Annotated in this window: 11 protein-coding genes; 8 read left to right on the plus strand and 3 right to left on the minus strand. The window is 70.1% G+C overall.

Going from position 1 to position 12,568, the window contains the following annotated elements; genetic code table 11:
- The first annotated feature begins 3 nt into the window (after positions 1 to 3).
- The 7 genes from AC1DYK_RS02715 to otsA all read left to right on the plus strand — a co-directional run bounded on the left by AC1DYK_RS02715 (position 4) and on the right by otsA (position 8,980).
- Positions 4 to 2,025 carry a lytic transglycosylase domain-containing protein gene (locus AC1DYK_RS02715; protein ID WP_478164852.1) on the plus strand — a complete coding sequence of 674 codons (2,022 nt, stop codon included), beginning with the start codon at positions 4 to 6 and terminating at the stop codon, positions 2,023 to 2,025.
- An 8-nt stretch (positions 2,026 to 2,033) separates the two neighbouring features.
- A complete protein-coding gene (locus AC1DYK_RS02720; RefSeq protein ID WP_478164853.1) occupies positions 2,034 to 2,666 on the plus strand; it encodes a mechanosensitive ion channel domain-containing protein in 633 nt (210 codons plus the stop codon).
- Between the two features lie 85 nt (positions 2,667 to 2,751).
- Positions 2,752 to 3,435, plus strand: a complete 684-nt coding sequence (locus AC1DYK_RS02725; protein WP_478164854.1) for a glutathione S-transferase family protein — start codon at positions 2,752 to 2,754, stop codon at positions 3,433 to 3,435.
- A gap of 30 nt (positions 3,436 to 3,465) precedes the next feature.
- Positions 3,466 to 4,728, plus strand: a complete 1,263-nt coding sequence (locus AC1DYK_RS02730; RefSeq protein ID WP_478164855.1) for a multifunctional CCA addition/repair protein — start codon at positions 3,466 to 3,468, stop codon at positions 4,726 to 4,728.
- A gap of 163 nt (positions 4,729 to 4,891) precedes the next feature.
- Complete coding sequence (gene otsB, locus AC1DYK_RS02735; RefSeq protein ID WP_478164856.1) at positions 4,892 to 5,656, plus strand: trehalose-phosphatase; 765 nt, start codon at positions 4,892 to 4,894, stop codon at positions 5,654 to 5,656.
- Positions 5,653 to 7,512, plus strand: coding sequence for a glycoside hydrolase family 15 protein (locus tag AC1DYK_RS02740; protein ID WP_478164857.1), 1,860 nt, complete (start codon positions 5,653 to 5,655; stop codon positions 7,510 to 7,512). Before otsB ends, AC1DYK_RS02740 begins: the two co-directional genes overlap by 4 nt.
- An 82-nt stretch (positions 7,513 to 7,594) precedes the next feature.
- Positions 7,595 to 8,980: an alpha,alpha-trehalose-phosphate synthase (UDP-forming) gene (gene otsA, locus AC1DYK_RS02745; protein ID WP_478164858.1), complete on the plus strand. Its 1,386-nt coding sequence runs from the start codon at positions 7,595 to 7,597 to the stop codon at positions 8,978 to 8,980.
- A 16-nt stretch (positions 8,981 to 8,996) separates the two neighbouring features.
- On the opposite strand, the gene AC1DYK_RS02750 is transcribed toward otsA, so the two are convergent.
- A complete protein-coding gene (locus AC1DYK_RS02750) occupies positions 8,997 to 9,326 on the minus strand; it encodes a hypothetical protein (RefSeq protein ID WP_478164859.1) in 330 nt (109 codons plus the stop codon).
- Positions 9,327 to 9,508: 182 nt separating this feature from the next.
- Here AC1DYK_RS02750 and AC1DYK_RS02755 point away from each other — a divergent pair, with 182 nt between their 5' ends.
- A complete protein-coding gene (locus tag AC1DYK_RS02755) occupies positions 9,509 to 10,978 on the plus strand; it encodes an aminotransferase-like domain-containing protein (protein WP_478164860.1) in 1,470 nt (489 codons plus the stop codon).
- 40 nt (positions 10,979 to 11,018) lie between these two features.
- On the opposite strand, the gene AC1DYK_RS02760 is transcribed toward AC1DYK_RS02755, so the two are convergent.
- Together AC1DYK_RS02760 and AC1DYK_RS02765 are read right to left on the minus strand one after the other, a co-directional pair.
- Positions 11,019 to 11,945 carry an ROK family protein gene (locus AC1DYK_RS02760; protein WP_478164861.1) on the minus strand — a complete coding sequence of 309 codons (927 nt, stop codon included), beginning with the start codon at positions 11,943 to 11,945 and terminating at the stop codon, positions 11,019 to 11,021.
- Positions 11,946 to 12,131: 186 nt separating this feature from the next.
- Positions 12,132 to 12,326, minus strand: a complete 195-nt coding sequence (locus tag AC1DYK_RS02765) for a DUF2905 domain-containing protein (RefSeq protein ID WP_478164862.1) — start codon at positions 12,324 to 12,326, stop codon at positions 12,132 to 12,134.
- Positions 12,327 to 12,568: the final 242 nt, after the last annotated feature.

The following is a 12,568-nucleotide window of genomic DNA, read 5'->3' on the forward strand; positions in this document are numbered from 1 at the left end:
CCGATGCAGTTCGCAAGCATTTTGGCATCCACTCGGCGCCCGGCCGCCACCTCTTTTTCCACCCTGGCCTTGTCGCTGCTGCTGGCCGTCGCGGCGATGCTGCAGCCGGCCCGCGCCCAAAGCGGCAGCGACGACGTCCTGCTGCAGATGAAACAGGCCGCGCAGCGCGGCGACAAGGCCCGCCTGGCCGCCCTGCTGCCGCAGGCGCGCGGCCATGCGCTCGAACCCTGGGCCGCCTACTGGGAACTCAAGTCGCGGCTCGGAGAAGCGAATGCGCAGGACGTGCAGGACTTCCTGGCCCGCTATCCCGGGACCTACCAGGAAGACCGGATGCGCAACGACTGGCTGCTGCTGGCCGGCCAGCGCCGCGACTGGGACAGCTTCAGCGCGCTGCACCCGGCCTTTCGCATGAACGACGACGCCCAGGTGCGCTGCTACGCGATCCTGGTCGAGACGCTGCGCTCGGGCAGCGTGACCCAGGCCCAGGCCGACGAGGTGCGGCGCAACTGGTTCGCCCAGCGCGATCTCGATGACGGCTGCCTGACCGCGGCCGACCGGATGATCGGCGCCCGCCTGATGTCGCCCAACGACGCCTGGAAAAAGGCCCGGCTGGCGATCGAGGCCAATCGTCCGCAGGCCGCCCGCGCCGCGGTGCTCCTGGTCGCGCCGGATGCCATCGGGCTGTTCGACGACATGAACGCCAGCCCGGGCAGGTTCCTGGCCGGCCGCGCCACCGCGGTCGCCAAGTCGCGCCGCGAGCTGGTGGTGCTGGCCCTGATCAAGATGACGGTCGCCGACCCGGCCGTGGCCGCTTCCCAGCTCGAGGGCAAATGGGACACCACGCTGTCGACCGAGGAGCGCAACTGGCTCTGGGGCGCGATCGGGCGCCAGTTCGCCACCAAGCTCTCGCCGCTGGCCAACAACTACTTCGCCAATGTCACCCGGCCCGGCGACCTGAGCGACGACATGCTCGCCTGGAAGGCGCGCGCGGCCCTGCGCGGCGGCAGCTGGAAGAACGTGCAGGCGGCGATCGACGGCATGAGCGAGGTCCAGCAGCAGGACCCGACCTGGGTCTACTGGAAGGGCCGCGCCCTGCTCGCGGGCGGCGGCGAGGAGCGCCGCGGCCAGGCCCGCATCCTGTTCGAGACCATCGCCGGGACGCGCGGCTTCTACGAACTGCTGGCGCTCGAGGAACTGGGCCAGCGCGCCGCCGTGCCGACCAGGCCGGAGCCGCTCACGGCCGAGGAGAAGAACGCGGCGCGCGGCAACGCGTCGCTCGGCCGCGCGCTCTACGCGATCGGAATCGGGCTGCGCCCCGAAGGCACGCGCGAGTGGAACTACGCCACCAACCTGCACGACAAGGGCGGAATGGGCGACCGCGAGCTGCTGGCCGCCGCCGACCTGGCCTGCCAGCGCGAGGTCTGGGACCGCTGCATCAACACCAGCGAACGCACCAAGGGCGTGATCGACATCGATCAGCGCTTCCCGATGCCGTTCCACGACACGGTGGTGCGCAAGAGCCGGGAGATCGGGCTCGACCCGGCCTACGTCTACGGCCTGATCCGGCAGGAAAGCCGCTTCATCATGGATGCGCGCTCCGGTGTCGGCGCCTCGGGCCTGATGCAGGTGATGCCGGCCACCGCGCGCTGGACCGCGAAGAAGATCGGCATGGGCGACTTCACGCCGGGCCAGATCAACGACCGCGAGACCAACATCACCATCGGCACCAACTATCTGAAGCTCGCGCTCGACGATTTCGACGGCTCGATGGCGCTGGCCGCGGCCGCCTACAACGCCGGCCCGGGCCGGCCGCGCAGCTGGCGCAACGGGCCGCTGATGGAGGCGGCCATATGGGCCGAGAACGTCCCCTTCAACGAGACCCGCGACTACGTCAAGAAGGTGCTCGCCAACACCACCAACTACGCGGCGCTGATCAGCGGCCAGCCGCAGTCGCTCAAGGCGCGGCTGGGCAGCGTAGGCCCGCGCAACGCCAGCGAACCCGAGCCGAACAAGGACCTGCCCTGAGGACGGGAGTGAACCGAACCCTGCAAAGCCTGCGCGCCCAGCTACCCGCCTGGGCCACCGAATGGCTGGAGATCCTCATCCCCATGGCGCAGGTGGCGCTGATCGTGCTGGCCGCCTGGCTGCTGTACCGCCTCGCACGCCGGGTGATCCTGCGCGTGACCACGAGCTACGCACTGCCCGGCAACGTGGCCCTGATCACGCGCCGCACGACCGGCTTCCTGATCTATGGCGGCGCCCTGCTGTGGGGCCTGGAGCGGCTGGGGGTCTCGGGCACCGTGCTGTGGACCGCCTTCACGAGCTTCGCCGCCGTCGGCGCGGTGGCCTTCTTCGCCGCCTGGAGCGTGTTGTCGAACATCTTCTGCGCGCTGTTGATCTTCACCACGCGCATGTTCTGGCCCGGCGACACGGTGGAGGTGCTGGAGAACGGCGAGAAGCCGGGCCTCAAGGGCCGCGTGCTGGACATCAACCTGGTCTTCACCACGCTGGAGGAAAGCGGCAGCGCGCAGGAGGGCACCACGCTGAAGATCCCCAACAGCATGTTCTTTCAGCGCGCCGTGCGCCGCTGGCACGGCAGCGCCCCCGCGCTGCCGCGGACGCTGGACCTGGCACCGCCGCCCCCCTCTGACACCCCGCCCGGCTGAGCATCAATAGCGCGCGGCGATGGCATCAATCGGCGCGCGTGGCACGGCTAGCATCAAGGGCTTTGCACCACCCCGGAGAACCGCCATGACCCAGCTCTACATCGGCAACAAGAACTACTCGTCGTGGTCGATGCGACCCTGGGTGCTCATGAAGCAGGCCGGCATCGCGTTCGACGAAGTCATGCTGCGCTTCGATTCCTTCGGCGCCGACTCGAAGTTCAAGCACACGATCCTGCCGCTCAACCCGACCGGCACGGTGCCGGTCCTGAAGGACGGCGACATCGTCGTCTACGACACGCTCGCCATCTGCGAATACCTCGCCGAGACGCATCCCGACAAGAAGCTCTGGCCCGCCGACCGCGCGCKGCGCGCGCAGGCGCGCAGCGCGTGCGCCGAGATGCACGCGGGCTTCCTCATGCTGCGCAGCCATTGCGGCATGAACATCGAGGCCGACTTTCGCCTGCAGGGCCAGATCATCCTTCGCGACCAGCCCGGCGTGCGGGCCGACCTCGATCGCATCGTGCAACTCTGGAGCGGCCTGCTCGAAGCGAGCGGCGGCCCCCTGCTGTTCGGCGAATTCAGCATTGCCGACGCCTACTTCGCGCCCGTGTGCATGCGCATCAAGTCCTTCGGGCTGCCCGTGCCCGCCGCGATCTCGGCCTACGTCGAGCGCATCCGCGCGCTGCCGGCCGTGAAGGCCTGGATCGACGAAGCGCTCGTGGAAAAGGACTTCGTCACCATCGACGAGCCGTACCGCCTGGCACGCTGAGCCCCTGGCGCGCCGCCCTACACTGCGCGCATGCAAACCTATCTCGTCGGCGGCGCGATCCGCGATGCGCTGCTCGGCCGCGACGGCAGCGACCACGACTGGGTCGTGGTCGGCGCAACGCCCGAAAAGATGGCCGCGCTCGGCTTCCTGCCGGTGGGGCGCGACTTCCCGGTCTTCCTGCATCCCGAGACGCGCGAGGAATACGCGCTGGCGCGCACCGAACGCAAGAGCGCCCCGGGCTACCGCGGCTTCGTCGTCCATGCGGCACCCGACGTCACGCTCGAGGAGGACCTGGCGCGGCGCGACCTGACCATCAACGCGATCGCGCTGCCGGCCGAGCGCATCGCCGCCGCCGACCGGCTGGACCTGGACCCCGCCGACCTGGTCGACCCCTTCCACGGCCAGCGCGACCTGCAGCACAAGCTGCTGCGCCATGTGACCGACGCCTTCCGCGAGGATCCGGTGCGCATCCTCCGGGTCGCGCGCTTCGCGGCCCGCTTCAGTGATTTCCAGGTCGCGCCGGACACCCTGGCGCTGATGCGCGAGATGGTCGAGGCCGGCGAAGTCGACGCCCTGGTGCCCGAGCGCGTCTGGCAGGAACTCGCGCGCGGCCTGATGGAGACCCGGCCTTCGCGGATGTTCGAGTTGCTGCGCCGATGCGGCGCGCTCGCGGTGCTGCTGCCCGAGGTCGATCGCCTCTGGGGCGTGCCGCAGCCCGAGGCCCACCACCCCGAAGTCGACACCGGCGTGCACCTGATGATGGTGCTCGACATGGCGGCGCGGCTCTCGGCGCCGCTGGGCGTTCGCTTCGCCTGCCTGGTGCACGACCTCGGCAAGGGCACCACGCCCGCCGACGTACTGCCGCGCCATATCGGCCACGAGCAGCGCAGCGCCCGCCTGCTGCGCGCGGTCTGCGACCGCTGGCGAGTGCCGGTCGAGGTCCGGGAGCTGGCCGACGTGGTGGCGCGCGAGCACGGCAACATCCACCGCAGCGGCGGACTCGACGCCGCCGCGATCGTCCGCCTGCTGGAGCGCTGCGACGCCTTCAGGAAGCCCGAGCGCTTCGCCGAAGTGCTGCTGGCCTGCGAATGCGATGCGCGCGGACGCCTCGGCCTGGAAGAAGAGGCGTATCCGCCGCGCGCGAGGCTGCGGGCCGCCCTGGCCACGGCCCAGGAAGTGGCCACGGCGCCGATTGCGCGCGAGGCGCTGGCACGCGGCGACCAGGGGCCGGAGATCGCGTCGGCGATTCGAGCCGCACGCGTCCGGGCGATTGCGGCCTCGCTGCACGCATAGGGTCTACCTCAGGCTCCCCGCCACCCTGGCGCCGGGCCCCGCTTGCGCCGCGCATGGACACATGGCCATCGGCCATATCGCCTATCCCCCGATCGCGCCAGGGCAGAATTCGAGCGATTCGCCGACGCGCCGGGCGGTGCGAGTCTGCTATGGTTTTCCCTCCATGCAGAAGCCCCCCAGACTCACCGCCGAGGCGGCCCTCTTTCTCGACTTCGACGGCACCCTGGTCGACATCGCCGAGACGCCGGAGGCGATTCATGTGCCACCGGCCCTGGTCGCGTTGCTCGGCGACCTCCATGACCTGCTGGGCGGCGCCCTGGCGGTCGTCTCCGGCCGCCAGATCGACGTCATCGACCGCTTCCTCGCGCCCCTGCGGCTGCCGGCCGCGGGCGAGCATGGCGTGCAGCGCCGCGACGCCGACGGCCGGATGCAGGAGCAGCGCGCGCTGGATCTCACGCTCGTGCTGGATGCCGCCAACGAACTGGCGCGCGTGCACGAGGGCCTGCTGGTCGAGCGCAAGCACGCCGCAATCGCCCTGCACTACCGGCTCGCGCCCCAGCTCGAAGCGGTCTGCCGCGACGCCATGGCGCGAGTGATCGGCGACCAGCCGCAGTTCGAACTGCTGCACGGCAAGTTCGTGTTCGAGGTCAAGCCCGCGGGCATCAACAAAGGCGTCGCGATCGATGCCTTCCTGCGCGAAGCGCCATTCGCCGGCCGGATGCCGGTGTTCGCCGGCGACGACACCACCGACGAGACCGGCTTCGCCATCGTTCAGCCGCGCGGCGGCGTCGCGATCAAGGTCGGCTCCGGTCCCAGCCAGGCGCTGTGCCGGCTCGACTCGCCGCGCGCGGTGTTCGAATGGCTGGTGGCGGCGCGGGACTTGCTCGCGTCACCCGGCAACAACCACAGCCCGAGGAAGCCTGAATGAAGACATCCGCCGAAGAGTTCGCCGCCACCGAAACCCGCGCCGATCCGGCCGCACGCAAGGGCTTCGGCCCGCCGGCCGCCGCCTCGCTCGATGTCGGCGTGATCGGCAACTGCGCCTACAGCGCGCTGGTCGATGCCCGCGGCCGCGTGGTCTGGTGCTGCCTGCCGCGCTTCGACGGCGACCCGGTGTTCAATGCGCTGCTGCACCCGGGCGAGGACGCCAGCGCCTGGGCCATCGAGATCGAGGACTTCGCCTCGTCGAAGCAGTGGTACGAGCCGAACACCGCGGTATTGCGGACCCAGCTCTTCGACAGCGCCGGCCAGGGCATCGAGATCACCGACCTGGCACCGCGCTTCCACAGCCGCTCGCGCTACTTCCGGCCGCTCACGATGGTGCGCCGGGTGAAGCCGATCAACGGCACGCCACGCATCCGCGTGTCGCTGGCGCCGCGCTTCCAATGGGGCGTTCAGGCACCCACCATCACGCGCGGCAGCAACCACATCCGCTATGTCGGCCCCGACTTCACGCTCAGGCTGACCACCGACGCCTCGGTCTCGCACATCCTCTCGCGCCAGCCCTTCGTGCTCTCGCGCGAGCACAATTTCGTGCTCGGCGCCGACGAAACGCTGACCGACGGCATCGCCGACACCGCGCGCCACTTCGAGCAGGAGACCATCGCCTACTGGCGCACCTGGAGCAAGCGGCTGGCGATCCCGTTCGAGTACCAGGAGGCGGTGATCCGCGCCGCCATCACGCTCAAGCTCTCGCTCTACGAGGACACCGGCGCGATCGTCGCCGCGATGACCACCAGCATTCCCGAGGCGCCGGGCAGCCAGCGCAACTGGGACTACCGCTACTGCTGGCTGCGCGACGCCTTCTTCGTGGTGCGTGCGCTCAACAGCCTGTCGGAAGTCGGCACCATGGAGGACTACCTGCGCTGGCTGTCGAACGTGGTGATCGGCTCGCACGGCGAACACATCCAGCCGCTCTATGGCATCGGCCTGGAGCGCGAGCTGCCCGAGTCCTTCGTCGAAGGGCTGGGCGGCTACCGCGGCATGGGACCGGTTCGCGTGGGCAACCAGGCGCAGGAGCATTTCCAGCACGACGTCTACGGCAACATCGTGCTCGGCGCGTCGCAGTCCTTCCACGATCACCGGCTGCTGAGCCGCGCCGGCGTAGCCGAGTTCCCGTACCTGGAGGCGGTCGGCGAGCAGGCGATCCGGGTCTACGGCACGCCCGATGCCGGCATGTGGGAGCTGCGCACGCGCGCACGCATCCACACCAGCTCGGCGCTGATGAGCTGGGCCGCCTGCGACCGGCTCGCCAAGATCGCGCGCTCGCTGGGCCTCGTGGACCGGGCGGCCTACTGGCACGGGCACTCGTCCCGGATGCGGGAGGAGATCCTCGACAAGTCGTGGTGCGAGGAGCGCCAGGCCTTCGCCGAGAGCTTTGGCGGCCACGAGCTCGATGCCAGCGTGCTGCTGATGGTCGAGGTCGGACTCGTCGACGCCCGCGACCCGCGCTTCATCTCGACGGTCGAGGCGATGGAGAGGTCGCTCTGCGACGGCCCCTACATGCGCCGCTACGAGGCCGCCGACGACTTCGGCAAGCCCGAGACCGCCTTCAATATCTGCACCTTCTGGCGCATCGACGCACTGGTCAAGATCGGGCGCAAGGCCGAGGCTCGGCAGATCTTCGAGACCATGCTGGCGGCGCGCAATCCGCTCGGGCTTCTGTCCGAGGACACGCACCCGGTCACCGGCGAGATGTGGGGCAACTTCCCGCAGACCTATTCGATGGTGGGGATCATCAATGCGGCGGTGCGGCTGTCGGCGCCCTGGGATTCGTGCATATGAGCAACGCCGGGCCGCCCCAGGTTGCGAAGGCCCCCTCGGAGGGCAGAGAGCACACGCCAGTGCCGAACGCGGGGGCCATGTCATGAGTCGGCTCGTGGTCGTTTCGAATCGCGTGGCGGATCCGCGCAAGCCGGCCGCCGGCGGACTCGCGGTCGCGCTCGGCGAAAGCCTGCAGCAAAGCGGCGGCCTGTGGTTCGGCTGGAGCGGCGCCATCGTCGAGGAAGGCCCGACCGGCGAAGGCGAACTGCACCGGCAGCAGGCCGGCAAGGTGACGCTCGCCACCATCGACCTGAGCCGCGAGGACCACGACAGCTACTACCAGGGCTACAGCAACGACGTGCTGTGGCCGGTGTTCCACAACCGGCTCGACCTGGCGCATTTCGACGCCGGCTTCATCGGCGGCTACCAGCGCGTGAACCAGCTGTTCGCGCGCAAGCTGCTGCCGCTGCTGAAGGAAGACGACATCATCTGGGTGCACGACTACCACCTGATCCCGCTGGCGGCCGAGCTGCGCGCGATGGGCTGCCGCCAGCGCATCGGTTTCTTCCTGCACATCCCGCTGCCGCCGCAGATCATCATCGCGGCGATCCCGCAGCACGAATGGCTGATGCGCTCGCTGTTCGCCTACGACCTGATCGGCTTCCAGGCCGAGCAGGACGTGCAGCATTTCGAGCACTACGTGAAGAACGAGGCCCACGGCGAAATCCTGGACAACCACATGGTCCGCGCCTACGGCCAGAAGGTCCGCTGCAACGCCTTCCCGATCGGCATCGATGTCGACGAGTTCGCGGCACTCACGCACGCCAGGGAATCGCGCGACATGTACGAGACCATGAAGCGCGAGTATTCGAGCCGGCGCCTGCTGCTGGGCATCGACCGCCTCGACTACTCCAAGGGCATCCCGCAGCGCGTGCGCTCGTTCCGCGAACTGCTGGCCAACTATCCCGAGAACCGCCGCAGCGCGACCCTGATCCAGATCGCCTCGCCGACGCGCGAGACGGTCGACGCCTACGCCGACATCCGGCGCGAACTGGAGTCGCTGTGCGGCGCCATCAACGGCGACTTCGGCGAACTCGACTGGATGCCGGTGCGCTACATCCACCGCATGGTCGCCCGCAAGCGCGTGCCCGGCCTGTGCCGAGCCGCCGCGGTCGGCCTCGTCACGCCGCTGCGCGACGGCATGAACCTGGTGGCCAAGGAGTACATCGCGGCGCAGGACCCGGCCGACCCCGGCGTTCTGGTGCTGTCGCGCTTTGCCGGCGCGGCCGAGCAGCTCAAGGAGGCGCTGCTGGTGAATCCCTACGACACGCACGGCACCGCCGAGACCACGCAGCAGGCCCTGCAGATGCCGCTGGAGGAGCGGCGCGAGCGCCACCAGAAGCTGCTGGCGCGCATCCGCGAGCAGGATGTGCACTGGTGGCGAAACGGCTTCCTGACGGCGTTGCGCGAAGCGGCGAGCGAGCGCTAGACCGCCGGCGCGCCGCTCAGCGCCAGGCCGCGCCCGCGCCCAGCAATTGCAGCAGCCGCGCCACGCGCGATGCAGATGCCGCGGTGGGGGCCGCAGGCCGCGGCACCGCCCCGACCCGGGCGGGCGACAGCGCCCGGATCTCGATCCATCCGCCGCGCTCCACCACATGGGCGTCACCCTCGTTCAGCGGCGTCTTCAGGTTGAAGATGGTTTCGCCGAACCAGGTGGGCGGCGAGATCACGTTCACGCAACCTTCCGCGACGAGCAGCGTGAAGCCGGCATCGACGGCCATGCGCAGCGTCTGGCCGGGCAGCAGGCGGGTGGATTCGGGAAGCTCGGTGGTCATCGCAGGGGCCTCGGTCGAAGAGTTGGCAATGACTTCATCGTAGGCAGTGGCCTGCCGGAAAAACAGGCACAGCAGCCGCCTTTGGCCGCCGCAACAGACGCATCGGAAGATCATCTGTTATGGTTCCTTTCCCGCCAATCTGCATCTGTTTTCCCGGCCCCGCCTGCGCGAGCATCGACCGCATGGAATCGCCACCGCTCTACCGCCAGTTGGCCACGCACTACCTGGACGCGATCCGCGCCGGATCGCTCAAGCCGGGCGACAAGCTGCCCTCGCTGCGCAGCCTGATGCGCCTGCACGGCATCAGCCTGTCGACCGCGCTGCAGCTGTGCCGGACGATGGAGGGTGAAGGCTGGGTCGAGGCCCGCGACCGCTCGGGCTACTTCGTGCGGCGGCCGCGCCGGCTGGCGATCGCGACCATGGACGAGCCCGCCGCCCAGGGGGCGCCCGACCCGGCCCAGTACGTCGGCATCCATGCCAAAGTCTCGGATTTTGTGGCGCGCCGGCGCCAGCGCGAGGCGGTGGTCGATTTCTCCACGGCACGCGGCACGCCCGAGCTCTATCCGGCCCAGGCGCTGCGCACGATCATGGTCCGCATGCTGCGCCAGCGGCCCGAACTGCTGACCACCGCCGCGCCCTCGCGCAGCCTGACGCCGCTGCGCGAAGCGGCGGCGCGGCGCGGCTTGCGCGTGGGCATGACGCTGGCGCCCGACGAGGTGCTGGTCACCAACGGCTGCATCGAGGCGCTGAACCTCGCGCTGCGCGCCGTGGCGCAGCCCGGCGACACGGTGGCGGTCGAGTCGCCGACCTTCTACGGCCTGCTGCAGGTGCTCGAAAGCCTGGGCATGCGCGCCCTCGAAATCCCCACCAGCCCGCAGACCGGGCTGTCGATCGAGGCCCTCGAGATGGCGGTCGAGGCCTACGGCCACATCAAGGCCGTGGTGGTGGTGCCGCACCTGCAGAACCCGCTGGGCAGCGTCATGCCCGACAGCCACAAGCAGCGCCTGGTCGCACTGTGCGAACGGCACGCCATCGCGCTGATCGAGGACGACACCTACAGCGAACTGCTCGACGCCGAATCGCCGCTGCGCGCCATCAAGTCATGGGACTGCACAGGCAACGTGATCCACTGCGCCTCGCTGCACAAGATCCTGGCGCCCGGGCTGCGGCTGGGCTGGATCTCGGCCGGCCGCTGGCACGGCCGGGTCGAGATGCTCAAGTACACCCAGACCCGCAGCAACGAGGAACTCGCCCAGTGCGCCGCCGGTGAATTCATGGGCACCGGCGCCTACGACCGGCACCTGCGGCGGCTGCGCGAGCGGCTCAAGCTGCAGCGCGAATCCACGGCCGATGCGATCGCCGCGCACTTTCCGGCCGGCACGCGGCTGAACCTGCCGCCGGGCGGCCTGCAGCTGTGGGTGGAACTGCCCGAGCGGCTGTCGTCGGCGACGGTATTCGATGCGGCGCTGCGCGAGCGGATCCTGATCGCGCCGGGGACGCTGTTCTCGAACTCCTCGCGCTACGACCACTACCTGCGCATCAACTGCGGGGCGCCCTACGGCGAGAAGATCGATGCCGGGTTGCGGCGGCTTGGCCAGATCGTCGACGAGTGCCTGGGCGCGAGCGCGGCGCCGTCGCGCCTGGCGGCGTGACCGCCGCGCGGGGTCCGGCCGGCGACGGGCGTGGTGGCCCTCAGTCCACCAGGGCCAGCGCGGCGTAGTCGCCGACCCGGTCGCCGAGCCCGGCCGGCACCAGCACGGCGCCGCGGGTCAGTGCGACCAGCTTGCCGTCGATCTGTGCCTGCAGGCGCGGCAGCAGCGCGTCGCGGTTGTTCCAGAACACACTGCCGCCGAGGCTGATGCGCTGCAGGTCGAGGGTGGCGACCAGGTTGTAGAGCATGCGCCCCATCACGCGGCACAGCGCGTCGGTGGTGGCGATGGCCTGCGGTTCGCCGCGCGCGGCGGCGGCGAACAGTGCCTCCGCCGGCTGGCCGAAGCGCCGCGCGATCGCATTGCCCGCGCTCAAGCCCTCGACATCGCCGAGGTTGCCGCAGCCGCACAGCGCGGCGGCGTCGTCGTCGCTGACGAAGCTGTGGCCCGCATGCCCGGCGTTGCCGTTCTTGCCGCGCAGCACGCGGCCGTCGACGCACAGCCCGACGCCGACGCCGGTGCTCCAGGTCACGTAGGCGCAATGATCGGCGCCTTGCAGCGCGCCCCAGCGCCGCTCGGCCTCCAGCGCGGCCACCGCGTCGTTCTCGACCCGCACCCTGGCGAAGCGCTGGCGCAGCGGGGCCTCGATCGGCGCGGTCATCCAGTCGTTGGGCAGCCCGCGCGCCGGGCCGGCGATGCCGCCGCAGATGTTCGGCGTGGCGAGCTCGACCATGCCGTCGCGCAGCTCGAAGGGCCCGGCAGAAGACACGCCGACGCAATCCACCACGCCGGCCGCGATGCCGTGCTCGGCGCAGGCCTCGTCGATCAGCCGCAGGATCTGCCGCGCGACCGCATCGTTGCCGCCGGTCTTCGCGGTCGGCTCGCTGCGGCGGCCGAGCAGCGGCGAGGCGCTGTCGGGAGAAAGGCTCACGGCGACCTTGGTGCCGCCGATGTCGACGCAGGCCCTCATGAAACCACCTCCGTGCTTCGCACTGCGGTGCGAGCGCCTTCGGGCGGCCGGGCGGCGTACAAGACAACCTCCGTGCTTCGCACTGCGGTGCGAGCGCCTTCGGGCGGCCGGGCGGAGTACAAGACAACCTCCGTGCTTCGCACTGCGGTGCGAGCGCCTTCGGGCGGCCGGGCGGCGCTCATCGACTCAGATCCATCGTGCGACCAGGGCCGCGATCATGCTCAGCAGCACCGTGCTGGCAATCGGCAGCTGCCATTCGCGACCGAAGGCACGAAACTCGAAATCGCCGGGCAGGCGCCCGAAGCCGAAGCGACGCAGCCAGGCCGTGAGCCCGCTCATCAGCACCAGCGCCAGGACGACGACGATCAGCCAGCGAATCATGGGTGCAGTTTAGGGCCTGTTCCCCCTATTTCCGGGGATCGCGTTGCCGCGCGAAGGGGCTGGATGCAAGGCGCCCGTGCGCAGCAAGGCTTTCGCCTTGCAAGCGCGGGCAACGCCGCAGACAGCCTCTTCGCGCGGCAACCCGAAGGGAAGGCATGCCAGGACGAGCCACTCAGCGTTGCGCTCCTCGCATGTGCCAACGCACATGCCGCGTCGCGCGCCTTGATTGGCCCGTCCTGGCA

This window comes from Variovorax sp. P2_H12, from assembly GCF_056403395.1.

What these genes read in the sequence shown, in the direction of transcription:
- AC1DYK_RS02715 (WP_478164852.1), top strand. Translation starts at nt 4, where the DNA reads ATGCAGTTCGCAAGCATTTTGGCATCCACTCGGCGCCCGGCCGCCACC.
- AC1DYK_RS02730 (WP_478164855.1), top strand. Translation starts at nt 3,466, where the DNA reads ATGCAAACCTATCTCGTCGGCGGCGCGATCCGCGATGCGCTGCTCGGC.
- otsB (WP_478164856.1), top strand. Translation starts at nt 4,892, where the DNA reads ATGCAGAAGCCCCCCAGACTCACCGCCGAGGCGGCCCTCTTTCTCGAC.
- AC1DYK_RS02740 (WP_478164857.1), top strand. Translation starts at nt 5,653, where the DNA reads ATGAAGACATCCGCCGAAGAGTTCGCCGCCACCGAAACCCGCGCCGAT.
- otsA (WP_478164858.1), top strand. Translation starts at nt 7,595, where the DNA reads ATGAGTCGGCTCGTGGTCGTTTCGAATCGCGTGGCGGATCCGCGCAAG.
- AC1DYK_RS02750 (WP_478164859.1), bottom strand. Translation starts at nt 9,326, where the DNA reads ATGACCACCGAGCTTCCCGAATCCACCCGCCTGCTGCCCGGCCAGACG.
- AC1DYK_RS02755 (WP_478164860.1), top strand. Translation starts at nt 9,509, where the DNA reads ATGGAATCGCCACCGCTCTACCGCCAGTTGGCCACGCACTACCTGGAC.
- AC1DYK_RS02760 (WP_478164861.1), bottom strand. Translation starts at nt 11,945, where the DNA reads ATGAGGGCCTGCGTCGACATCGGCGGCACCAAGGTCGCCGTGAGCCTT.
- AC1DYK_RS02765 (WP_478164862.1), bottom strand. Translation starts at nt 12,326, where the DNA reads ATGATTCGCTGGCTGATCGTCGTCGTCCTGGCGCTGGTGCTGATGAGC.